The following is a 21,554-nucleotide window of genomic DNA, read 5'->3' on the forward strand; positions in this document are numbered from 1 at the left end:
AGCCGAAGCCGAAGCCGAAGCCGAAGCCGAAGCCGAAGCCGAAGCCGAAGCCGAAGCCGAAGCCGAAGCCGAAGCCGAAGCCGAAGCCGAAATGGCCGTGGAACCGACCCACGCTGAGCCTGCGGCGCACAAAGAAGAAAAGCGAGGCGGCTTTGTCCCGGCCCTGATCGGAGGTGCAATCGCCGCGGCGATTGGCTTTGCCGCTGGCAGCGCGGGCATGTTCAATTCGGGCCAGTCTGACGCGCTGACAGCCCTTGAATCGAAGTTGAGCGACCAGGCCAGCCAGATTGAAGCGCTGACGAAATCCCTATCCGAATCCCAGTCCGACAGTTCGGACGTAGACAGCAAGATCGCGGCCCTGACTGATCAGGTCACGCCGCTCAGTTCGGATCTGGCGGCGTTGAAAACCAGTCTGGATGGGCTGGCTGGCAAGGTTGGCCCCTTGGCCAGCCGTCTGAACGATCTGGAAAGCGGCGCCCTGACGCAAGGCGCCTCGCCCGAGGTCTCGGCCGCCTTTGAGGCCGAACTGAAGAAACTGCAGGACTCGCTGACCGTGCAGCGGGCTGAGGTCGAGAAAATGGTCTCGGATGCACAAGCGCTTGAGGCGCAGGCCGCGGTCAAGGCACAGGCCGCGACCAATGCCGCGGTTCTGTCTCAGGTGCATGGGCAGTTGGAGGCGGGCCAGCCTTATAACGACCTGGTAGACCAATTGACGGCAGGTGGCGTGAACGTGCCAGAGGCCCTGTCAACACCGTCCACGGAAGGCGTTGCAACTCTTGCCGCCTTGCGCGAGTCCTTTGTGCCCGCAGCCCGTACTGCGCTGGCCGATGCACGTGATGCCGACAAGACAACCGGGCTGGTCGCCTTTCTGCAACGGCAGACCGGCGCGCGATCGGTGACGCCGCAAGAGGGTGACGGCCCGGACGCGGTCCTGTCACGGGCACAGGCAGCCCTGTCCGAAGGGGATATCGCCACCGCGCTGAGCGAGCTTAAATCTCTGCCCGACACGGCACAGGCCGCATTGGCCGATTGGGAACAGGCGGCCCAGACACGTGTGGCTGCCGTGGACGCCGCAAATGCGCTGCAATCCAGCGTAAACTCGAACTGAAGGACCTGCCATGCTGTGGTCATTGTTAAAGATCCTTGTTTTTGTAGCGATTATCGGCCTGCTGGCCATGGGCGCCATGTTCCTGATGGAAACCAGTGGTGGCGTGCAGATCACCGTTGCGGGCACCGAATTTACATTGGGGCCATTGCAATCGGTGATCGCGCTGGGCGTGCTTGTGGCGGCCATCTGGGTGATCTTCAAGCTGCTGACCCTGCTGATTGCGACACTGCATTTCCTCAACGGCGACGAAACTGCCCTGTCGCGCTATTTCGACCGCAGCCGTGAAAAGCGCGGTTACCAGGCGCTGGCGGATGGGTTGATGGCACTTGCTTCGGGTGAGGGGCGCGTGGCGATGAACAAGGCCGCCAAGGCCGAGAAACTGCTGAACAAGCCGGAACTGACCAATCTACTGGTGGCACAGGCTGCCGAGATGAATGGCGATACGAAAAAGGCGTCAGAGACCTACAAGAAACTAGTCACCAATAACGCCACCCGCTTTGTCGGTGTGCGCGGCATCATGAAGCAGAAACTGGCCGAGGGTGATGATGACACCGCCCGAAAGCTTGCTGAAAAGGCGCTGGCGATCAAACCGCGTCACGCTGAAACCCAAGATATTTTGCTGGGCCTGCAGACCAAATCGCAGGACTGGGCCGGTGCGCGATCAACCCTGACGGCCAAGTTGAAGGCGGGCCAACTACCACGCGACGTGTTCAAGCGCCGTGACGCGGTTCTGGCCCTGTCCGAAGCCAAGGACATTCTGGATGACAGCGCCACGGTCGAACAACAGGAACACGCGATCGAGGCCAACCGCCTGTCGCCCGATCTGGTGCCTGCCGCCGCGATGGCCGCGCGTGCCTATATTGAAAAGGGCAAGCCGCGTGCTGCGACCAAGATCCTGAAAAAGGCTTGGGAGGTGCAGCCGCATCCCGATCTGGCCCATGCTTTTGCCGAGATTGCACCGGATGAAACCCCTGCGGCGCGGATTACCCGCTTTGTCGCCCTGACCCGTATCCACCCCGAGGATCTGGAGACCCGCCTGATCCTGGCTGAGTTGAACATCGTCGCCGAGGACTTCCCAGAAGCCCGCCGCGCGCTGGGCGATGTGGTGGAAAAACAGGCCGATGCGCGGGCCTATACCCTGATGGCAGCGATAGAACGGGGCGAAGGGTCCTCGGACGCTGTTGTACAAGGCTGGCTGGCCAAGGCGCTGAACGCGCCCCGCGGGCCGCAATGGGTCTGTGATAATTGCCACGACATTCAGCCCGAATGGGGACCGGTGTGCCAGAACTGCGGCAGCTTTGACACCCTCAGCTGGCAGACCCCGCAAACGCCCGAGATCGCCACGGCCACTGGTGTGCATATGCTGCCGCTGATCGTCGGCGCGCTGGAGGACAAAGTCGAGCCGGAACCCGAGCCCGAATCCGAGCCGGAAGAGGACGTGGTCGAAGAGGCCGAGGCCCCCGAGATCATCGAGATGGAGGCCGAACCTGTCCGCCCTGACGTTGAACCGGTGCGGCCCGATGTCGAACCCGTGGTGGAAAAACAGGCCTGACGCCTTAACGCGCAGTTTCTACGTTGAATGCGTCGTTCCAGAGTTTAAACAGCTCGGCCCGACGGTTCTGATCGCGCGCCACCAGCAGCGCTGGGGACAGGGCGATAAATCGGCGGGCGCTAGGGTTCAGGCCAGTCTCAGCCGCGTCCATCGGGGCGACAAGGCCCGAGGCCGCCAGCAGGGTTTGTGCCTCAGGTGACAGCAGGAAATCCAGAAACCCGGTGGCGGCATCCTTGTTTTCCGCCTGTGCCGGGATCATGAAGGCGCGGGATAGGACCAGCGTGTAATCCTCGGGCAGGATCACCCCCACACCGGGGGCATCGGCATTGGCTACGTAAGAGCCCAGAACGTTATAAGCGATCAAGAACCGCCCCTCGGCCACATCGCGGATGATTTCGGCGGAACAACAGGTGGCCACGGCGTCGATGCGGGCAAACCCCTCGATCAGGGACCCGAATGTCGTAGCCTCAAGACTGTCGCCATAAGCAAACAGGTACCCCAGCCCGGATGCGGCGATATCATAGGTGGCCACCCGCCCGCGTAACAGCTCGGGCTGGGTGCGCATGGCGTCCAACAGGGCAAACCGGTTGCGCGGAACATCCTGATCTGACAGCAGAGATTTGTTATAAGCAATAACCGCGGGTTCCGTGGTGATCCCCCACAGCTCATCCCTCCAACGCCGGGCCGCGGGCAGGGCTTCGGTTCGGGGTGATCTGTAACGATGCCCGCAGGCGGCGTTGACCAGCCAGACCATTTGCTGAATGGCCGAGGAAAAGACCACATCAGCCGGGTTCTCACCATTCTTGCAAACCGTCCGGCTGTGCTGGAACAGCGCGTTTGACCCCCATTGCTCATACGTGATCCGCAGGTCGGGGTTCTGGTCGGCAAACCGCTCAAGAACCGGGGCGATGATGGCGATATCAGTGGTCGAACGGATCAGCATCGGGTCGTCTCCGTCACCGAAGCTGGCCGTGGCCTCCTGCGCGCATGCAAGGCCAGGCAGGGCAAACAGAAGGCAGGTCATAAAGGCGCGGATCATTCCACCCCCCTTGAGGTCGTGGCAGGAAAGCTGAGTGCGGCGCGAAAGCCAATGTTGTCGCTAGTCATTTCAACCTTGCCGTCAAACGCCTCGGCTGTCGATTTCACGATGGACAGTCCCAGCCCGCTGCTGTCCTCGCCCGAGCCGGTGGTACGATTGAACCGATCACCGATTTGTTCGGCGACAGGGGTGGCCGGGCCAGGCCCATGATCGCGCACCCACAATACGGCACGGCCACTTTCTTGCGCAGCCCCAATGCTGACCGGGGGTTGCCCGTGCCGCAGCGCATTGCCCAACAGGTTTTTGGCAGCTTCGGCCAGAGAAAAGGCATCGGCATTTACCAGAACGGGATTTTCTCCGATCTCCAGCCGCACTTCGACCCCGGGGGCGACAAGCTCATGATCGCTTTGTTCCAGCACGTCCAATGCCACCTCGCGCAGATCAACGGGAAGGCGCGGGGCACTGTCGATGCGGTGGATCACCATGGCACGGGACAGCAGTTGGTCCAGCAAAGTGCCCAGCGATCGCGTGCGGCCCAGTAGCCGGTCTAATGCCCGTTTGCGGGCGGGGGGGTCGGGATCATCCTGCGCAATTTCCGCCTGAACCCGGATCGCCGCCACCGGCGTGCGTAGCTGATGCGCCGTGTCGGCAATCAGGTTGCGCATGGTGTCCACCTGCCGGTCCAGCCGTCCCATAAAGCGGTTCATCGCGTTCAGCATCACCTGCAGTTCGCGCGGCAGGCCGTCGCTGGCCATAGGGGTCAGATCGTGAGGATCGCGGCGGGTCAGATCCTCGGACAGGGCCTCAAGCGGGCGCAGGGCGGATCGGGTGACAATCCATGACATCGCCAGCAACAGAACGCCCGCCACCGCCATCGGCAGCAAGGCGTCGCGCATCAGGCCAACGGTCATCATCTGACGCGCGCGCAAGGTCTGCCCGACCAGTATTTCCACCTCGCCCGAAAACTCGCGTTCGGCAAACAGGCGGGCCAGGCGGACAAAGCGCGCAGGTTCTCCGTTCAGATCAGCGGCGAAATAGATCGGAGCAGCACCAGGCTGTTGCGGTATGTCGATCACCGTGTCGCGGTCCAACCCGGTGATAAAAGGGCCATCTGGTACTTGAACCGCATAGAAAATCCGATCTTCAGGGGCTTGCGCCAGCAGTTGAAAGGCGGAAACCGGCAGGTCTACGACGGGTACGCCGTCCTGAATCCGCACGGATTCGGCGATGTCGCTGGCGGCGCCAAGCAAAAGCCTGTCATAAGCCTGCCGCGCCGCCAATCTGCCATTGGCCCAGATCGACAAAGCGACAAGGCAGCCGCCCAGTATCAAAATCAGCATCACCGCGCTGAGAACACGGGCAGTCAGGCTGTGGGGCAGGTGCAGCTTAGCCATCCAGACCGATCCGGTATCCGACACCACGCCGGGTGGTGATGCTGACCGTACTGCCGGTGAACTTTTTGCGCAGGCGGGCGATATACAGCTCAATCGCGTTTTCGCCGACATCGGCATCCTCGAACCCGTAAAGCGAATCGTACAGCCGGGTTTTCGACAGGAATTGCCCCTCATGCCGGATCAGTGCGTCCAGCACAGCGGCCTCGCGCGCAGTCAGGTTCAGGCGTTTGCCCTCCAGCGCGGCGCTGCGGTCCTTGGGGGCATAGATCAGCGGGCCCAGCGTGATCTGCTCGGATTTTCGGTCGGCGTCGCGACGAACCAGGGCGCGCAACCGGGCCTCAAGCTCGCGCTGGTCGAAGGGCTTGCCCAGATAGTCGTCGGCCCCCTTGTCCAGCGCGGCGATCCGATCTTCGACCGAGGTCAGCGCGGTCAGCATCAGCACAGGGATACGGTCACCTGCAGCGCGGATCTTGCTTAGGAAACTCAACCCGGACCCATCGGGTAGATTGATATCCAGTAACATGGCGTCATAGGTTTGGACTGCACGAAAATCACCGGCGGCTTCGACGGTTGTGGCCAGATCACATACGACACCGGACCGGGCGAGATGGGCCATGACACCTTCGGCCAGATCTTCGGCATCTTCGATCATTAATACGCGCATGACCCCTCCCCAAGGCGAACGCCTGAACCCTGACAGGTTCGTGACAGCATTATTCGGTAAACAGATTCAACCTGCAAGAACGGGCCTTGTGTCCTGCGGGGATCGGTTTCGGCTGCACGCGCAGTCCAAAAAGACCAGAGGAGGAGACACGAATGAAACTGTTTGGAACCAGTGGCGCGATTGCGGCTGCTGTCTTTGCCCTGTCCGGCGTTGCGGCCAGCGCGCAGGAATGTATCGCCCCGGCCAACCCCGGTGGCGGATGGGATTTCACCTGTCGTCAGGTGGGTAAATCGCTGCAGGATCTGGGTCTGATCGACCAGACCATGCAAGTGGTGAACCTTGCCGGCGGCGGCGGCGGCGTTGCTTTTGCCGAGGTGGTGAACAAGCGCGGCGAGGATAATGAGCTGATCGTGGCGGCCAGTGCGGCCACTGCCACCCGTCTGGCGCAGGGGGCTTACCCCGGCAATACCATGGATCAGGTGCGGTGGCTGGCGGCCATCGGCGCGGATTACGGCGTGATTGCCGTTGCGGCAGATAGCCCGGTCAACACGCTGCCTGAATTGCTGGACCAGATCAAAGCCGACCCAACCGCCGTGTCGGTTGCGGGTGGCTCGGCCGTGGGTGGTTGGGATCACCTGAAGGTTCTGATCGCGGCCAATGCATATGGCATCGACGATGTGCGCTCGGTCAAATACATCGCCTTTGACGGCGGCGGTGAGGCCGTGACCCAGCTGCTGGCCGGGTCGGTTCAGGCCTTTACCGGCGATATCTCCGAGGCCAAGGGTTTCGTAGACTCGGGCGACATCAAGGTGATCGCGGTGCTGGCACCCGAACGTCTGCCCGGCGAATTCGCCGATTTCCCGACCGCCAAGGAACAGGGCATTGACGCGATCGGCGCCAACTGGCGTGGCTTCTATGCCCCCGGTGGCATGACCGATGACGCCTATGGCGACTGGGTCGGCAAGATCGGTGATCTCTACGCTTCGGATGAATGGAAAGAGGTGATGGCCGCCAACGGTCTGGCACCGCTGGACCTGCAAGGCGCAGATTTCCAGAACTTCGTGGCTGAATCCGTGGGTCAGATCCAGACCATCTCGAAAGAGATCGGGATCATCAAATAACACCACTCACTGTGATCCGGGCGCCTGGCTGTGCCCGGATCCAAATCATTTACCCGAACTATAGGAGACACCGATGAGTGACCGTATCTTCGGGGTCGTCGGACTGCTACTTGCCATCGGATTTGCCTTTTCCGCACTGGCGATCGAGGAAAGCTTTCTGTCTGACGCCGTCGGGCCCAAGGCCTTCCCGCTGATCATTGCTGCCATTCTGGGCCTGTCGAGCATCGTCATCGCCCTGCGCCCTGATACCGAACCCGAATGGCCCGCGCTGGGCCGTCTGGTTGAGATCGGCGCGGCCGTGGTCATGATGATCCTTTACGCCGAATTGCTGCCCGTTGTGGGATTTGTCATCGCCACCGCCTTTGCCGCCACCTATCTGGCCTGGCGTCTGGGGGCCGGGCCGCTGGAAAGCGTGTTGGTTGGCGTCGGCACATCCATAGGTATTTACGTAATTTTCCATCTGGTTCTGGGTCTGTCACTGGCCCGCGGCCCGCTGGGCTTCTGAGGAGAGGGGCATGGAAACATTAGCATCCCTTGGGGACGGTTTCGCCATCGCGCTGACATGGCAGAACCTGATGCTGGCCCTGCTAGGCTGTTTTCTGGGTACAATCATGGGTGCGTTGCCCGGTCTGGGCCCGTCCAATGGTGTGGCCATTCTGATCCCGCTGGCGTTCACGCTAGGTCTGGGGGCGACACCCTCGCTGATCCTGCTGACCAGCGTCTATTACGGTGCAATGTATGGGGGACGGATTTCATCCATTCTTTTGAATATCCCCGGGGATGAGCCCGCGATGATGACCTGTCTGGACGGGCATCCGATGGCCAAAAAAGGGTTCGCAGGTGAGGCACTGTCGCTGTCCGGCATCGCGTCGTTTGTTGGGGCGTTTCTGGCCACTTGGGGCCTGATCTTTCTGGCACCGCAGCTGGTGAAGATCGCGCTGTTGTTTGGACCGGCGGAATATTTCGCCCTGTTCGCGTTGGCCTTTATGACGTTGGGCGGCGTGTCGTCGACCAATCAGGCGAAATCGGCATTTGCCGCCGCATTGGGACTTGGGCTGGCAACCATTGGTGTCGACACACAAACCGGCGTGCCGCGGTTCACCTTTGGCGAGGTGCATCTGTATGACGGGTTGGATTTTCTAGTCGCCATCGTCGGCTTGTTCGCCTTGTCCGAAGTGTTCATCTTTCTTGAACACCGCCACGGCGGATCGGATGCCGAGGGGCGCAAGCTGAATATCGGTCGGCTTTACCCGCCGATGTCGATGGTCAGGAAATGCACACCGACCATGCTGCGCACCTCTTTCCTGGGCTTTATAGCCGGGGTTTTACCGGGTGCAGGCGCTTCGTTGGGCTCGTTCATTTCCTATTCGATGGAAAAGCGGCTGGTCGACAAGGAAAACACCTTTGGCACCGGTGATCCGCGCGGTGTGGCGGCGCCCGAGGCCGGGAACAACGCCGCTGCCGGGGGTGCTCTGGTACCAATGCTGGCGCTGGGCGTACCGGGTTCGGGAACCACGGCCGTGCTGTTGGCGGTCCTGCTGGCGCTGAACATCACGCCGGGGCCGCTGCTGTTCACGCAGAACCCGGATGTGGTCTGGGGTTTGATCGCGGCGCTGTTCATCGCGAACTTTATGCTGCTGGCGATGAATATCCCGATGGTGGGCCTGTTCACGCGGGTTCTGATGGTGCCGTCGCGCATCCTGATGCCCGTCGTGGCGATGGTCAGTTTTGTGGGTATCTATGGCATTTCGGGCTCCAGCTTTGATCTGCTGGTGATGATCGGGTTCGGTGTCATGGGGTGGGTTCTGCGCAAGCTGGACGTACCGCTGGTGCCGGTTATCTTGGGCACGCTTTTGGGCAACTCGATGGAAAACAACCTGCGTCGAGCGGTGACCATCGACAACGGCAACTGGTGGACCCTGATCGACAGCCCGTTGTCCATCGCGCTGTGGACCATTGCCATCATCGGCTTTGTTCTGCCCCTGATCGTGGGCGCACGGGTCAAAGCCAAGATGCACCAGCGCCGCGATGAAGAAGGCGCGATCAGCGATTGATGAATCAGGCGTCGCCGATCACGTGTTGGCGGCGCCGTCCCAGGGTCTTTCGGTTTGGTAATTCGCCTGAATTGTCGTTTCGGATGCCGAGCTGAGGCGTCGTTGGAACCCATATGCAGCAGGTTCTGACCCTGATTGCTTAGATGCGATAGAACTGGCGCGCTGTGCCTCCGAAGACAAGATCGTGGTCTTGTTCGGGAACCAGCGCGCCGTACCTTTCAACCAAAACCGCATAGGTGGAAGACAGGCTGTCGACCGGGAAATTCGACCCGAACATGCACCGATGGGGCCCGAATTGGGTCAGGCATGTGTCCACGATGGGCCGCACGCGGTCGGCGCTCCAGTTGTGATCGAACATGCCAAGACCGGACAGTTTGCATGTCACCTGCGGCAGCGCCGAGAGGTGATGCAGTGCTTGCACCCACCGTTGCAACCCTTGTTCCGACCGGTCATGGGGTGACCCTGCATGGCACAGCGCCACCCGCGTCGCAGGGGCCTGCGCCAGAACGGCGGCGGTCTGCTCCATCAATTCTGGCAGCAATTGCAGGTCAAATGACAGTCCGCGGTCACCCAGTTGTTTCAACCCGTCCAGAAACCTTGGATTGTCCAGCAGGTCGTTTGTGCCGGACAGTTGATCCTCGCCCGGTGCGCGGCCGATGATCTGACGCACCCCACGCACAGAGGGCAGGGTTTGCAAACGGTCCAATTGCGCGGTTACGTCCTGTGCGGTCAGATCACAAAAGGCAACCTGGACCAGTGGCCAATCGGGATTTTGATCGGCAACAGACTGGACCCATTGCGCCTCGGCCCAGGGATCGGCCGCACCTACCTGGATATGGACCGAGGCGGAAAATCCTTGAGCGTCAGCTCGGAACTCGGGCAGCAGATAGTTCCGCTGAATGGGGCTGGGGTCACCGAAGAATCGCACCGCGCCCTTTTCCATCAACCACGGATAATGCACCGCGGTCAGGTCCCACAGATGGTGATGCGCATCAATCCTCATGGTGTTTCAATCCCGGTTGTGCGGGCCAATATATCGACGCCTTGTTGTTTCCAGAAATGCAATAGATCGATGAAGATCCAGTTCTCGGCCAGCTTGTCACCCGCACGGCGATAGATGTCGATCACCCGAAACTCAGCCGCCTTTCCGGTGGCGGGCATCCCCATGAAACCGCCCGTGGGCACGGCGGTGAAATTGGGCCAGCCGAAAAAGCCGCCATAGTGCCCCTCGGCCATGCGGCAGATATGTTGGGTCTTTGAGCGTTCGGTGAAGGCCGCGCGAAACGGGCCGGAATGCTGTTGCGCGTAACGCGCGATTGTGTAGGTGGCACCGATCCCTTCGGGCCCCCACCAGATCATGTCCTCGTGCCAGGTTTGCGCCAGCTCATCCGTCAGGGACAAGCCGCTGTCCCACTGCCCAAGGTCCGCGATCATGGCGTTGATGACCTCCAGCGTCTTGTGAGCTTCGTCGGCGGGCTGATCTTCGGTCAGAATGCCGTCATGTGTCATAGGTCCGGGCTGCACCAGATGCGCTGCGGTCTGTGGCGGAAAGGGGTTCTGACCGGCCTGAACCATCAGGTGCGGAATGTCGAAATACATTGCCGTTTCGGAAATCTTGCCATCTGCAACATTGTGAAATTCGCAATACCGCAGAAGGGCCATCTTGCCAGTGGGGCGGATGCCCAGCCATGGCGCGTCGAACAGACCCATGAGGTGCCCCATCGACACCACCCAGACGCCCCCTTCGGTCAAAGAATTTCGGCCCGCGAAAAAGATATCCTGTCGGCGTTGTAGATGGGTCAGACTGTGTTTCAGCGGCTGCCAGAACCTGCGCGCCACCGCGTCAGGGCCTGCGATTTCGTCGAACGGGTGAAATCCGCGCCACACCAGATTCGGTGCGCAATATTGCTTTGTGACGGTGGCCAACTCATCCCCATAAGCGCGGCTAAGCGCGTCATGGAAGGACAGGATCAGCTTTTTTTCAGTTTGAAAACTCACGGTGCTTTCCGTTCTTTATCAGTGTTTTGCGGGGTCTATTCCGCGAATTCGACTCGGTGGTTTCGCGTATTTTTGCATACGTATGCAAAAAAGTCTTGCCTGATTTGATATATGCGAATTACTGTTTTGCAAACGTATGCAAACGAATCCTTTCAGGGGGCACCATGGCGGAAATTCAATTGCGCAACGTCGGCAAGCGCTGGGGGTCATTCATTGGGGTCCACAATTTCGACCTGACCATCGCGGATCGCGAATTTCTGGTTCTGCTGGGCCCCTCGGGCTGTGGCAAGACCACCACGATGCGCATGATCGCCGGTCTTGAGGACGTCACCGAGGGCGAAATTCTGGTCGATGGCAAGGTGGTCAACGATCTGGAGCCCAAGGACCGCGATGTGGCGATGGTGTTCCAGAGCTACGCGCTCTATCCCAACATGAACGTCTACGAAAACATCCGCTTTCCTTTGAAAGTGCGCGGCATCGACCCGTCGACCCATGACGACAAGGTGCGTCGGGCCAGCGCGATGGTGGAACTGGACGATTTCTTGCACCGCAAACCCGCCGAATTGTCAGGTGGTCAGCGGCAACGTGTGGCGCTGGCCCGCGCCATCGTACGGGAACCGAACGTGTTCCTAATGGACGAGCCGTTGTCGAACCTGGATGCCAAGCTTCGTGTTTCGACCCGAGCTCAGATTAAGAACCTCAGCCACGAACTGGCGGTGACAACCATCTACGTGACCCACGACCAGATCGAGGCGATGACGTTGGCCGACCGAGTTGTTGTGATGAAACAAGGCGTGGTGCAGCAGGTCGGCAGCCCGACCGATATTTACGACCGGCCCGCCAATACTTTTGTGGCCAGCTTTATCGGCTCACCGGCGATGAACCTGATGGATGGCGAGGCTTCGGGCGGTGTGTTCCGCGCCGAACATGTAGCCATTCCGGTCGACGCACCGGACGGTCCGATGACATTGGGCTTCCGCGCTGAAGATGCTGGCCTTGCCGAAGGGCAGGGCGAAATCACCGCACCGATCTACACGCTGGAACTGCTGGGCGATGCGACCATGATCTCGGTCCGGGTCGGCGGTGCGCTGGTATCGGTCAAAGCCGACAAAGCCTTCCGCGCCGAGATTGGAGATCCCGTCTCGTTCTCGGTGCCCAAAGAAATCTGTCACCTCTTCGAAGCTGGAAGCGGTGCGCGGATCGGGGAACAACCCCACGAACAGCCCATACGGGCTTAACACCGGTCCGGACGTCGACGACGGACCGATCCTGACAGGGAGAAACGCATGAAACTCAAGACGATCCTCATGGCAGGTGCCATGTCCATCGCGGCAAGTGGCACATGGGCTGCCTGTTCGTTTGAAAATGACGTACCGCTCAAATCGCTCTCGGCCGGTTTCGAGGCCTGGAAGGCCGTCACCGATGCGATGGCCGAATGCGGCAATTTCAATGCCTCGCTGGACCAGGAATTCCGCGAGAAACAGCCTGAGGCTTTTGCCGCCAGCCCGTCGCTCTATCAGATCGGTGGGGTGTCAAACACGACACTGATCCCGTTGCTGAATGCAGGCACGATCCGTCCGCTGGACGATCTGGTCGAGAAATACGGACAGAACCTGCTGCCAAACCAGCTGATCAAGGTGGATGGCAAGACCATGGCAATCGCCATGATGGTGAACGCGCAGCACATGATGTACCGCAACGACGTTCTGGCCGACCTGGGTATTGCCGAGCCCGCAACCTATGATGACGTTCTGGCCGCCGCCGCCAAGATCAAAGATGCGGGTGTTATGGAATACCCGATCGGCGGCACCTTCAAGACCGGTTGGAACCTCGGTCAGGAATTCATCAACATGTATATGGGTGAAGGCGGATCTTTCTTTGGCGACGGCAACATGCCTGCGATCAATAACGAGCAGGGCGTTAAGGCGTTGGAAACCCTGAAGGCCATGACCGATTATATGGATCCGGAATATCTGGTCTCGGATTCAACTTACGTTCAGCAGCAGTTCCAGCAGGGCAAGATTGCCATGGCAAACCTGTGGGCCAGCCGCGCCGCTGCAATGAATGACGAAGCCGAAAGCCAGGTGGTGGGCAAGGTTACTATGTCGGCGGCTCCGATGGGCTCGGCTGCACCGGCCACCACGATCTGGTGGGACGGTTTCGTTCTGGCCTCGAACATGAGCGACGAAGAGGCCGACGCCGCCTTCCGCGTCATGCTTGAAGGCATGGATGAGGAAATGGTCAGTGCCAACAATGACGCTGCCGTCTGGCTGAACCCGGCCTACAAGGCAGGTGAACTGGCCGCCGGTGCGGCTGCATCCGCCCAAGCCGGGGCCAAGGCATACCCGGCTTCGGGCCCGATGGGCATCATGCACACTGCATTGGGCAACGGTCTGGCTGATTTCATGACCGGCGCCAAGGACGCGCAAACCACACTGGCCGATATCGAGGCGGATTACATCACCGCCGCCAAAGAAGCCGGTTTGATCAACAACTGATCCTCCCGCGGGAGGGCCTCGGCCCTCCTGCACTCTTCCCTTTGAGAACCATGAGAAAGGCAGAGCCATGAATTTCCGGACATTTGCCGCCTTTGTTGGCCCCTCTGTCTTTATGATGCTTCTCTTTATCGCGTTCCCGCTGATCAGCGTGTTCAAGCAGAGTTTCTATGTCACCCAACCGATCTATGAGACGGTTGAAGTTGAAACCTGCACCCCCGGCTTTCTGACCCAGACCTGTGTGACCGAGACGGTTTCGCAACCCCAACTCGACGAAGAGGGTAAGGTCATCATGCAGACCCAGTATGTCGGGCTGGAAAGCTATCGCAACGTGCTGGAGCCTGAACGTGCCTGGCGCGCGATCAGCGAGGGCAGCTGGAATGTGTTGTCCACCATCAACTTCTGGAAAGCGCTGCGGTTCACGCTGACTTTCACGCTGATCACCCTGCCGCTGGTCATCGTCTGCGGGCTGGGGATCGCCGTTTTGATCAACAATGCCGCGCAGGCGATAAAAGGGCCGGTTATCTTTATTTCGCTGTTGCCCTTCATCATTACCCCGGTGATCGGGGTGCTGTCGGTCAACTGGCTGTTTCGCGGCGACGGTATCCTGACGGCGCTGCTGGAGTGGTGGTTGAACCGCGATATCGCCCTGTTTGCGCAGGCCTGGACAATTGAGGTGCTGATGATGCTGTACCGCGTCTGGCACGTCGCCCCCTTTGCCGCCATCGTGTTTTACGCCGGTTTGCAAACGGTCAATCAGGACAGTCTGGAAAGTGCTGTGATTGACGGCGCAACCCGGTGGCAGCGGATGAAATACATCGTCATCCCGCATCTGATGCCGCTGATCATCTTTGTGTCGATGATCCACCTGATGGACAGCTATCGGGTGTTCGAAGAGATCGTCGGTTTCGCAAGTCAGGGCTATGTCATCTCGTTGCAGTGGTTGACCTATGACTTCCTGGTGCCTGATCAGGCGGGCAACCGTTCGATCAGCCGGGCCTCGGCCAGCGCCATGCTCACCATGATCGGTATTGCCATCCTGCTTATCTTCCCGCTGCGCCGGACATGGCGCGATCACAAAGGAGGTCACTGACATGTCCTCGCGCGCGCTTCGCCAACCGCTCAGCCTGCGGCTGACTTCAAACATCTTCCTAGCCTTCTGGTGCATCGTCGCCATCTTCCCGATCTTCTGGATCACGGTGATGAGCTTCAAGTCCCCAGTCGACGCCTTTGACGGTAATGCCCTGAACGTGATCTTCGGGCCGGCGACGCTGGCCAATGGCAAGGGGATTTCGCTGCTGGATATCCTTCTGGGGATCGGGGTGATCTGGGGCACGATTGCTCTGGTGACCAAAAAGATGCCTGGGATGATCAAAGCCTATTCCAAAGAAGGTCAGGAGTGGTTTGGCTGGGTGATTGGCATTCTGGCCACCGTGGTGGCCTTTCTGATCGTATTCTTCGTGATCCTGCCTGCCATTCTGAGCATACTGAACCCGCTCTTTGGCCCTCTGGGGCGGGACATATTGGGGCTGACGACCGAACACTATAAAACCGTTTGGATCGACCGAGGGTTTTCGAACAACTTCAAGAACTCGCTGATCGTAACCACGGGGGTTGTTGTTCTGTCGCTGTCGGTCGGGACACTGGCGGGTTACGGGCTGGCACGGTCGGGTTCGACTCTGGCGTTCTGGCTGCTGATCGTCGCGCTGATCTTCCGCGCGCTGCCACCCTCGGCGCTGGTGGCCAGCTATCTGCCGGTCTTCATCAGCTCCTCCGAATGGCTGGCGCCGATTCTGGGGGAAAACGCACCGACCCTCTACGGCAAGCCTTTCGCGGTGATCGCGGTGCTGGTAGCGATCAACCAGCCTTTTACGATCTGGATGCTGCGGTCATTCTTCCAGAATATCCCGGCCGAACTGGATGAGGCCGCGCGCGTTGATGGCTGCAATCACTTCCAGGCGTTCCGACGCGTGATCATGCCGGTGATGTGGCCGGGAGTGATCACTACCGGGCTGTTCAGCTTCCTGCTGGCGTATAACGACATCCTCGTCACGTCGCTGCTGCTGGATGCGCAGAACCAGACCATGGTTCCCGCCATTGTCGGCATGTTCAACCGCGAGACCACGACAACCGACCAGGTGGTCGCCGTGGCTGCCGCCGTATCGATCACCGCGCCGCTGATCTTTCTTGTTCTGATCTTCCAGCGCCAGATCGTCAGCGGTCTGACTGCCGGAGCGGTGAAAGGGTAATGAGCAAGAACGCACGCCATAACGCCCTGTCGCGCCACCCGGCGCTGAACAGGATGCCCAGGGATTTTCTAAGCATTGGGGTCTCTTGACCCAATCCCTCCCTCGGCAACCTGAAAGGATAGAAAGATGAAAGGTTCCCGCCCCGAACAAGCGGTTCTAACCCGCGACACGGACCTGGACAAAACCGAAGACACGCGCCGCGTGATCGAAACCATGGTCGATGGCCTGAATGACCACCGCATTGATGACATTGGCGAGTTCTTTGCTCAGGGCTTTCGCTGGATGGGCAATCAGGGCTGTGGCACCAAGACCGGCCTGCAAGAGTTTCAGGACAACTGGCAGCGCCCGTTTCAGGCCGCGTTCTCGGACAAGACCTGCATTGATGAGGCCCGCCTGTATATGGGCGAATGGGCCGCAGCGTTCGGCCGCCAAGAGGCGACCCATTCCGGTGAGTTTCTGGGCATCGCCCCCACCGGCAAACGGGTCGAGATCCGGTACATGGATTTCTGGAAAGTGGTCGATGGCAAGATCGTCGACAACTGGGTGAACGTCGATTTCGCACATGTCGCGGCGCAGCTGGGTGTCGATCTGTTCAACGGGGAAGGCTGGGAAGCTTTTGACCGGGGTGAAAAAGTAGCGCCCCGGCCGGAAAACTGAGGATTGGAAACATGACAATCGAGTATCTCAAACGCGGTAAATCTGATGCTGACCGGGCCGAAGATGACGCCAAAACCCGCGCTGTGGTCGAAGCGACCCTGAAAGACATCGAAACCCGTGGCGATGTAGCCGTGCGCGAGCTGAGCGAAAAGTTCGACAATTATTCGCCCCCGTCGTTCCGCCTGTCTCAGCAGGACATTGACGACCTCATCGGACAACTGACCGACCGTGAACTGGCCGATATCAAATTCGCGCAGGAACAGGTGCGCAACTTTGCGCAAGCGCAGCGCGATTCCATGGTGGATATCGAGGTCGAAACCCTGCCCGGCGTCATTCTGGGCCACAAGAACATCCCCGTGCAGTCGGTGGGATGCTATGTGCCCGGTGGCAAATTCCCGATGGTCGCCTCGGCGCATATGTCGGTGGCGACGGCTTCGGTGGCGGGCGTGCCGCGCATCATCGCCTGTACACCTCCGTTCAATGGCAAGCCGAACGCAGCGGTGATTGCCGCGATGCATCTCGGCGGCGCCCATGAGATCTATGTCATGGGCGGCATTCAGGCCATCGGCGCGATGGCGTTGGGCACTGAAACGATTGACCCCGTGCATATGCTGGTCGGCCCGGGCAACGCCTTTGTGGCCGAAGCCAAGCGGCAACTGTTCGGTCGTGTCGGCATTGACCTGTTCGCTGGCCCGACCGAGACCATGGTCATCGCCGACGAGACTGCCGCCGATGCGGAACTCTGCGCGACCGACCTGCTGGGTCAGGCGGAACACGGCTATAACAGTCCTTGCGTGCTGCTGACCAACTCGCGCAAATTGGCCGAGGACACGATGGCCGAGGTCGACCGTCTGCTGGGTATTCTGCCCACGGCAGGCACCGCGAAAGTATCGTGGGACGAATATGGCGAAGTGATCGTTTGCGACACATATGATGAGATGCTGCAGGTCGCCGATGATATCGCATCCGAGCATGTGCAGGTGATGACAGATAGGGATGATTGGTTCCTTGAGAACATGACCTGCTATGGCGCGTTGTTTCTTGGTCCGCGCACCAATGTCTCGAACGGGGATAAGGTGATCGGAACAAACCACACCCTGCCAACGAAGAAAGCCGGGCGCTATACTGGCGGTCTTTGGGTGGGTAAGTATCTGAAAACGCATAGCTATCAAAAGGTTCTGACCGACGAGGCGGCGACGTTGATTGGCGAATATGGGTCGCGCCTGTGCATGCTTGAAGGTTTTGTGGGCCATGCTGAACAGTGCAACGTGCGGGTGCGCCGCTATGGCGGTATCAACGTGCCTTACGGCAAGCCCGCACCGTATCGGGATGCCGCTGAATGAGCGACAAGCACACACAGCATAAGGCCCTGATCGCTTTGCTCAGGGCCGCGATGTATGACTTTTCCGAAGCCGGCGTCCGCAAGGCGCTGGCTGAGGTCACGACATCGGATGCAGTGTTCCACCTATGCCATCCCTTTGGTGACAGTATCGGCAGCGATGCATATTACGACTGCGCCTATAAGGACCTGCTGGACGCATGGCCCGATCTGGAGCGTCGCGACTATATCGTCATGGCCGGGCCGGACGAAAACGGCGCGGACTGGGTCGGGTGCGGGGGGTATTACACCGGTACCTTCACCGGGCCTTGGCTGGATATCCCGCCGACGGGCCATCAGGTCACCATGCGGTTCCACGAATTCTATAGTTTCGTGGACGGACAGGTCGTCGAGGTTCAGGCGCTCTGGGACATCCCTGAGGTGATGATGCAGGCCAACGCCTGGCCGATGGCCCCCAGCCTTGGCCGAGAATGGCATGTGCCCGGACCAGCCACTCAGGACGGGTTCGTGCCCGGACCTTACGATGCGGCCAAGGGCAAGGCGACGTGCCAACACATTATCGACATGCTGGAACACTTGAAAAAACACCCGTCACAAGGTGGCCCCGAAGTGATGGAGATGGAGCGGTTCTGGCATCCGCGTATGAACTGGTACGGGCCTTCGGGCATCGGCACCGGGCGCGGTTACGCGGGATTCCGCAACTGGCACCAGATTCCATTCCTGAACGGCATGCCGGATCGTGGTCAATATGTGGACGACATCACCTATCATTTCTTCGGTGATGGCGAATACGCGGCTGTGACCGGCTGGCCGAACATGATCCAGACCGTGACCCATGATGGTTGGCTGGGAATTGCGCCGTCGGGCAAGAAAATCACCATGCGCAGTCTGGATTTCTGGCGGCTCGAGAATGGGCGTATCCGTGAAAACTGGGTGCTGGTCGATCTTCTGGATGCCTACCGCCAGCTTGGCGTTGACGTTTTCGCCCGTCTGCGTGAATTCAACAAGGCCCGGAATCTGGGCCGCATTGAAACGCCTGATGGAATGAGCTGATGACTGACCTGCCCCGCACCCCTTCGTTTTCGCTGAACGGCAAAACCGCCCTTGTGACCGGCGCGTCCTCGGGGATTGGACAGGGCTGTGCGGTGGCCTTGGCCGAGGCCGGGGCGCATGTGGTCTGCGCCGCGCGTGGGGCAGACCGGCTGGCTGAAACCGTCGCGGCGTTGCAGGCGCAGGGCTGGTCGGCCGAAGCTGCGGTTGTGGATCAGGGCGATTTGAATGCCCTGCAGCAGCTGTTTGATGGGCGCGTCTTTGACGTCGTGGTGAATTCCGCCGGAACCGCGCGCCACAGCGCGGCGATCGACACCACGCCCGAGGATTTCGATGCGGTCACGGATGTAAATCTGCGGTCGGCTTATTTCCTGTCGGCCTATGCGGCCAAGGCATTGATGGCGACGGGCAGGCCGGGCTCGATCATCCATATCTCAAGCCAGATGGGCCATGTCGGCGGGGTCGATCGGGCGCTGTATTGTGCCACCAAGCACGGGCTTGAGGGTATGGTCAAAGCCATGGCAATCGAATGGGGAAAGCTGCGCATCCGCATCAACACAGTCTGCCCGACCTTCATTCGCACACCCTTGACGCAAGCCACCTTCGATGACCCCGAGCGCGCCGCCTGGATCATGGAGAAGATCAAGCTGGACCGTGTCGGTGAGGTCGAAGACATCATGGGCGCGGTGACCTATCTGGCCTCGGACGCCTCGGCTTTGGTGACCGGAACTTCGATGTTGATTGACGGGGGGTGGACAGCGGATTGATGGCAGAAAAAGTCACATCCCTTCAGGTTGCGCAACTGGCAGGCGTCAGTCAGTCGGCGGTTAGCCGGGTGTTCACGCCGGGTGCCTCGGTCAGCAAAAAGACTGAAGAAAAGGTGCGCAAGGCGGCGGCAGAGCTGGGGTATCGACCCAATGTTCTGGCCCGGGCGATGGTATCCGGCAAAAGCCGTATCATCGGTTTGGTGGTCGCCTATCTGGACAACTACTTCTATCCCGAAGCGCTTGAGAAACTGTCCAACGCCCTGCAAGAACAGGGGTATCACGTGCTGATCTTCATGGCTTCGCGCACGGCGGGTAACATTGATGACGTGATGGAGGAAATCCTCGACTATCAGGTGGATGGCGTTGTTTTGGCCTCGGTTGCGATGTCGTCAGATATTGCAACGCGCTGTCAGCAGGCGGGTGTACCCGTGGTGCTGTTCAACCGAAGTCAGGACCTGGACGGGATCACGTCGGTCACGTCGGACAATTATGCCGGTGGCCGCAAGGTGGCCGAATTCCTGGTTGCCGCTGGCCACAGTCGCATTGCTTATATCGCGGGTTGGCAGGGTGCCTCGACCCAGCGTGACCGCGAGGCCGGGTTCCGGGCGGCATTGGCTGAGGCCGGTGAGACCGTGTTTGCCCATGGTGTGGGTGAGTTTCACACGGAAAATGCCCGAACGGCTGCACGTCGCATGTTTGATGTTGCACCGGATGACAGGCCGGATGCCGTGTTCGTGGCCAATGACCATATGGCGCTGGCCGTCATGGATGTCATCCGCTTTGAGCTTGGCCTGCGTGTGCCCGAAGATGTCTCGGTGATCGGATACGATGATGTCCCGCAGGCGGGGTGGCTTGCCTATAACCTCACGACGATCCGACAGCGGGCCAATCTGATGGTTTCTGAAACCGTAGACGCGCTTTTGGATCATATCGAAAACCCGGCAGCCGCCGCGGCGCGCAAGGTGGCCATAGACGGGCCGCTGATTGTACGTACCTCGGCCCGGTTGCCAAAAGGGTGGACCCCACAAAGGACAGACATATGAAAGGCTTCGATCCGAAGTTTCGGGATTTTCCCGACTATATTATCGGTATCACCAAGGAAATTTGGGAAGACCGGGGCATCGCCACGCTGCATGACTATTACAGCAAGGATATCGTCGTGCGCTCGCCTGGATCTGTGGTTCTGGGCAATCAGAACGTCATCGGCGCCACCATGGCAACACTGGCTGAGTTTCCGGATCGGCAGCTGTTGGGCGAGGATGTGATCTGGTCCGGCACGCCGGAAGAGGGGATGTTAAGCTCGCACCGGATAATCTCCACGGCGACGCATTTGGCCGAAGGGGTGTATGGCAAGCCGACCGGCACAAAGCTGCGCTATCGGATTCTGGCCGACTGTCACGCCAAAGATAATCAGATCGACGATGAATGGTTGATCCGCGATCAGGGTGCCATCGTCCGGCAGATGGGCTGGGACCCCAAGGAATACGCTGCCGACCTGATCGCGCGCGAGGGCGGGCCAGAGAACTGCGTCAAACCGCTGACGCCGGAAACCGACCAGCCCGGCCCTTATAAAGGCAAGGGCAATGACAACGAATGGGGTCAGCGCTATGCCTATATCCTGACCAAGATCATGAATGCCGATATGGGCGTGATCGAGGCCGAGTATGACCGCGCCGTGCAATCGGAATATGTCGGCGGTGTCACTGGCCATGGCTGGGATGCGGTGGATCGGTTCTGGATGGGTCTGCGGGCCAGCTTCCCCAATGCGGAATTCAAGGTTGAACACCAGATTGGTCGCGATGATCCGAACATGCCGCCCCGTGCTGCCGTGCGCTGGAGCCTGTGGGGTAAACATGATGGCTGGGGTGCATTTGGCGCCCCAACCGGCGCGCAGGTCTATGTTCTGGGCATCAGCCATGCTGAGTTTGGTGCGCTGATCGGCGGTCAGCCACAGCTGCGGCGCGAGTACACGCTGTTCGACGAAACTTCGGTCTGGAAACAGATCCTGCTGCAGGGTGGAGAGGGTTAGGTGACCACGATGGTCTCATCCCTGAACGCCAGCCAGAC

20 protein-coding genes are annotated in these 21,554 nt (G+C 59.9%); 15 read left to right on the forward strand and 5 right to left on the reverse strand.

Features of this window, described 5'->3' with window-relative positions; genetic code table 11:
- Window positions 1-1,108, forward strand: a 1,108-nt coding sequence (locus tag ACR0B8_RS19635; RefSeq protein WP_480659410.1) for a COG4223 family protein, incomplete at its 5' end; no start/stop codon positions are given.
- 10 nt (window positions 1,109-1,118) lie between these two features.
- Window positions 1,119-2,660 (forward strand): heme biosynthesis HemY N-terminal domain-containing protein, encoded by a 1,542-nt coding sequence (locus ACR0B8_RS19640; protein ID WP_480659408.1) that lies wholly within the window; start codon window positions 1,119-1,121, stop codon window positions 2,658-2,660.
- Between the two features lie 4 nt (window positions 2,661-2,664).
- On the opposite strand, the gene ACR0B8_RS19645 is transcribed toward ACR0B8_RS19640, so the two are convergent.
- From ACR0B8_RS19645 to ACR0B8_RS19655, 3 genes are read right to left on the reverse strand one after another with little or no spacing between them, the layout of a single operon-like run.
- On the reverse strand, window positions 2,665-3,699 hold the full coding sequence (locus ACR0B8_RS19645; RefSeq protein ID WP_480659406.1) for an ABC transporter substrate-binding protein: 1,035 nt from the start codon (window positions 3,697-3,699) through the stop codon (window positions 2,665-2,667).
- On the reverse strand, window positions 3,696-5,093 hold the full coding sequence (locus ACR0B8_RS19650; RefSeq protein ID WP_170349512.1) for a sensor histidine kinase: 1,398 nt from the start codon (window positions 5,091-5,093) through the stop codon (window positions 3,696-3,698). Before ACR0B8_RS19650 ends, ACR0B8_RS19645 begins: the two co-directional genes overlap by 4 nt.
- Window positions 5,086-5,757 carry a response regulator transcription factor gene (locus ACR0B8_RS19655; RefSeq protein WP_170361120.1) on the reverse strand — a complete coding sequence of 224 codons (672 nt, stop codon included), beginning with the start codon at window positions 5,755-5,757 and terminating at the stop codon, window positions 5,086-5,088. Before ACR0B8_RS19655 ends, ACR0B8_RS19650 begins: the two co-directional genes overlap by 8 nt.
- A gap of 152 nt (window positions 5,758-5,909) precedes the next feature.
- Here ACR0B8_RS19655 and ACR0B8_RS19660 point away from each other — a divergent pair, with 152 nt between their 5' ends.
- From ACR0B8_RS19660 to ACR0B8_RS19670, 3 genes are all read left to right on the forward strand, one after another.
- Window positions 5,910-6,878 carry a Bug family tripartite tricarboxylate transporter substrate binding protein gene (locus ACR0B8_RS19660; protein WP_170349510.1) on the forward strand — a complete coding sequence of 323 codons (969 nt, stop codon included), beginning with the start codon at window positions 5,910-5,912 and terminating at the stop codon, window positions 6,876-6,878.
- Window positions 6,879-6,951: 73 nt separating this feature from the next.
- Complete coding sequence (locus ACR0B8_RS19665) at window positions 6,952-7,383, forward strand: tripartite tricarboxylate transporter TctB family protein (protein ID WP_170361122.1); 432 nt, start codon at window positions 6,952-6,954, stop codon at window positions 7,381-7,383.
- 10 nt (window positions 7,384-7,393) lie between these two features.
- On the forward strand, window positions 7,394-8,932 hold the full coding sequence (locus ACR0B8_RS19670) for a tripartite tricarboxylate transporter permease (RefSeq protein ID WP_170349508.1): 1,539 nt from the start codon (window positions 7,394-7,396) through the stop codon (window positions 8,930-8,932).
- Between the two features lie 139 nt (window positions 8,933-9,071).
- Here ACR0B8_RS19670 and ACR0B8_RS19675 read toward each other — a convergent pair whose 3' ends face one another.
- Window positions 9,072-9,935, reverse strand: a complete 864-nt coding sequence (locus ACR0B8_RS19675; RefSeq protein WP_226688996.1) for an amidohydrolase family protein — start codon at window positions 9,933-9,935, stop codon at window positions 9,072-9,074.
- Window positions 9,932-10,930, reverse strand: a complete 999-nt coding sequence (locus ACR0B8_RS19680) for a nuclear transport factor 2 family protein (RefSeq protein WP_226688995.1) — start codon at window positions 10,928-10,930, stop codon at window positions 9,932-9,934. Before ACR0B8_RS19680 ends, ACR0B8_RS19675 begins: the two co-directional genes overlap by 4 nt.
- Before the next feature lie 164 nt (window positions 10,931-11,094).
- On the opposite strand from ACR0B8_RS19680, the gene ACR0B8_RS19685 reads away from it, so the two are divergent.
- The 10 genes from ACR0B8_RS19685 (at window position 11,095) to ACR0B8_RS19730 (ending at window position 21,516) form a co-directional block, all read left to right on the forward strand.
- Window positions 11,095-12,168: an ABC transporter ATP-binding protein gene (locus ACR0B8_RS19685; RefSeq protein ID WP_170361129.1), complete on the forward strand. Its 1,074-nt coding sequence runs from the start codon at window positions 11,095-11,097 to the stop codon at window positions 12,166-12,168.
- 48 nt (window positions 12,169-12,216) lie between these two features.
- A complete protein-coding gene (locus ACR0B8_RS19690) occupies window positions 12,217-13,428 on the forward strand; it encodes an ABC transporter substrate-binding protein (RefSeq protein ID WP_170349504.1) in 1,212 nt (403 codons plus the stop codon).
- Window positions 13,429-13,495: 67 nt separating this feature from the next.
- The gene (locus tag ACR0B8_RS19695) at window positions 13,496-14,518 is read left to right on the forward strand and encodes a carbohydrate ABC transporter permease (protein ID WP_170349503.1); all 1,023 of its coding nucleotides are present in this window, start codon (window positions 13,496-13,498) and stop codon (window positions 14,516-14,518) included.
- A 1-nt stretch (window position 14,519) separates the two neighbouring features.
- Window positions 14,520-15,674 carry a carbohydrate ABC transporter permease gene (locus tag ACR0B8_RS19700; RefSeq protein WP_170411195.1) on the forward strand — a complete coding sequence of 385 codons (1,155 nt, stop codon included), beginning with the start codon at window positions 14,520-14,522 and terminating at the stop codon, window positions 15,672-15,674.
- A 126-nt stretch (window positions 15,675-15,800) separates the two neighbouring features.
- On the forward strand, window positions 15,801-16,331 hold the full coding sequence (locus ACR0B8_RS19705; protein WP_170361133.1) for an ester cyclase: 531 nt from the start codon (window positions 15,801-15,803) through the stop codon (window positions 16,329-16,331).
- Between the two features lie 11 nt (window positions 16,332-16,342).
- On the forward strand, window positions 16,343-17,674 hold the full coding sequence (hisD, locus tag ACR0B8_RS19710) for a histidinol dehydrogenase (protein WP_170349500.1): 1,332 nt from the start codon (window positions 16,343-16,345) through the stop codon (window positions 17,672-17,674).
- On the forward strand, window positions 17,671-18,723 hold the full coding sequence (locus tag ACR0B8_RS19715; protein WP_226688994.1) for an ester cyclase: 1,053 nt from the start codon (window positions 17,671-17,673) through the stop codon (window positions 18,721-18,723). The genes hisD and ACR0B8_RS19715 overlap by 4 nt, the downstream gene beginning before the upstream one ends.
- A complete protein-coding gene (locus ACR0B8_RS19720) occupies window positions 18,723-19,487 on the forward strand; it encodes an SDR family NAD(P)-dependent oxidoreductase (protein ID WP_226688993.1) in 765 nt (254 codons plus the stop codon). The genes ACR0B8_RS19715 and ACR0B8_RS19720 overlap by 1 nt, the downstream gene beginning before the upstream one ends.
- A complete protein-coding gene (locus ACR0B8_RS19725; protein WP_217355401.1) occupies window positions 19,487-20,530 on the forward strand; it encodes a LacI family DNA-binding transcriptional regulator in 1,044 nt (347 codons plus the stop codon). The genes ACR0B8_RS19720 and ACR0B8_RS19725 overlap by 1 nt, the downstream gene beginning before the upstream one ends.
- Window positions 20,527-21,516 carry a nuclear transport factor 2 family protein gene (locus ACR0B8_RS19730; RefSeq protein WP_170349496.1) on the forward strand — a complete coding sequence of 330 codons (990 nt, stop codon included), beginning with the start codon at window positions 20,527-20,529 and terminating at the stop codon, window positions 21,514-21,516. The genes ACR0B8_RS19725 and ACR0B8_RS19730 overlap by 4 nt, the downstream gene beginning before the upstream one ends.
- Window positions 21,517-21,554 lie beyond the last annotated feature (38 nt).

The sequence above is a fragment of the Ruegeria sp. BH6 genome, from assembly GCF_056538105.1.

Excerpts from the sequence above, each read along its gene's own strand:
- ACR0B8_RS19640 (WP_480659408.1), top strand. The coding sequence starts at position 1,119 with ATGCTGTGGTCATTGTTAAAGATCCTTGTTTTTGTAGCGATTATCGGC.
- ACR0B8_RS19645 (WP_480659406.1), bottom strand. The coding sequence starts at position 3,699 with ATGATCCGCGCCTTTATGACCTGCCTTCTGTTTGCCCTGCCTGGCCTT.
- ACR0B8_RS19650 (WP_170349512.1), bottom strand. The coding sequence starts at position 5,093 with ATGGCTAAGCTGCACCTGCCCCACAGCCTGACTGCCCGTGTTCTCAGC.
- ACR0B8_RS19655 (WP_170361120.1), bottom strand. The coding sequence starts at position 5,757 with ATGCGCGTATTAATGATCGAAGATGCCGAAGATCTGGCCGAAGGTGTC.
- ACR0B8_RS19660 (WP_170349510.1), top strand. The coding sequence starts at position 5,910 with ATGAAACTGTTTGGAACCAGTGGCGCGATTGCGGCTGCTGTCTTTGCC.
- ACR0B8_RS19665 (WP_170361122.1), top strand. The coding sequence starts at position 6,952 with ATGAGTGACCGTATCTTCGGGGTCGTCGGACTGCTACTTGCCATCGGA.
- ACR0B8_RS19670 (WP_170349508.1), top strand. The coding sequence starts at position 7,394 with ATGGAAACATTAGCATCCCTTGGGGACGGTTTCGCCATCGCGCTGACA.
- ACR0B8_RS19675 (WP_226688996.1), bottom strand. The coding sequence starts at position 9,935 with ATGAGGATTGATGCGCATCACCATCTGTGGGACCTGACCGCGGTGCAT.
- ACR0B8_RS19685 (WP_170361129.1), top strand. The coding sequence starts at position 11,095 with ATGGCGGAAATTCAATTGCGCAACGTCGGCAAGCGCTGGGGGTCATTC.
- ACR0B8_RS19690 (WP_170349504.1), top strand. The coding sequence starts at position 12,217 with ATGAAACTCAAGACGATCCTCATGGCAGGTGCCATGTCCATCGCGGCA.
- ACR0B8_RS19695 (WP_170349503.1), top strand. The coding sequence starts at position 13,496 with ATGAATTTCCGGACATTTGCCGCCTTTGTTGGCCCCTCTGTCTTTATG.
- ACR0B8_RS19700 (WP_170411195.1), top strand. The coding sequence starts at position 14,520 with ATGTCCTCGCGCGCGCTTCGCCAACCGCTCAGCCTGCGGCTGACTTCA.
- ACR0B8_RS19705 (WP_170361133.1), top strand. The coding sequence starts at position 15,801 with ATGAAAGGTTCCCGCCCCGAACAAGCGGTTCTAACCCGCGACACGGAC.
- hisD (WP_170349500.1), top strand. The coding sequence starts at position 16,343 with ATGACAATCGAGTATCTCAAACGCGGTAAATCTGATGCTGACCGGGCC.
- ACR0B8_RS19715 (WP_226688994.1), top strand. The coding sequence starts at position 17,671 with ATGAGCGACAAGCACACACAGCATAAGGCCCTGATCGCTTTGCTCAGG.
- ACR0B8_RS19720 (WP_226688993.1), top strand. The coding sequence starts at position 18,723 with ATGACTGACCTGCCCCGCACCCCTTCGTTTTCGCTGAACGGCAAAACC.
- ACR0B8_RS19725 (WP_217355401.1), top strand. The coding sequence starts at position 19,487 with ATGGCAGAAAAAGTCACATCCCTTCAGGTTGCGCAACTGGCAGGCGTC.
- ACR0B8_RS19730 (WP_170349496.1), top strand. The coding sequence starts at position 20,527 with ATGAAAGGCTTCGATCCGAAGTTTCGGGATTTTCCCGACTATATTATC.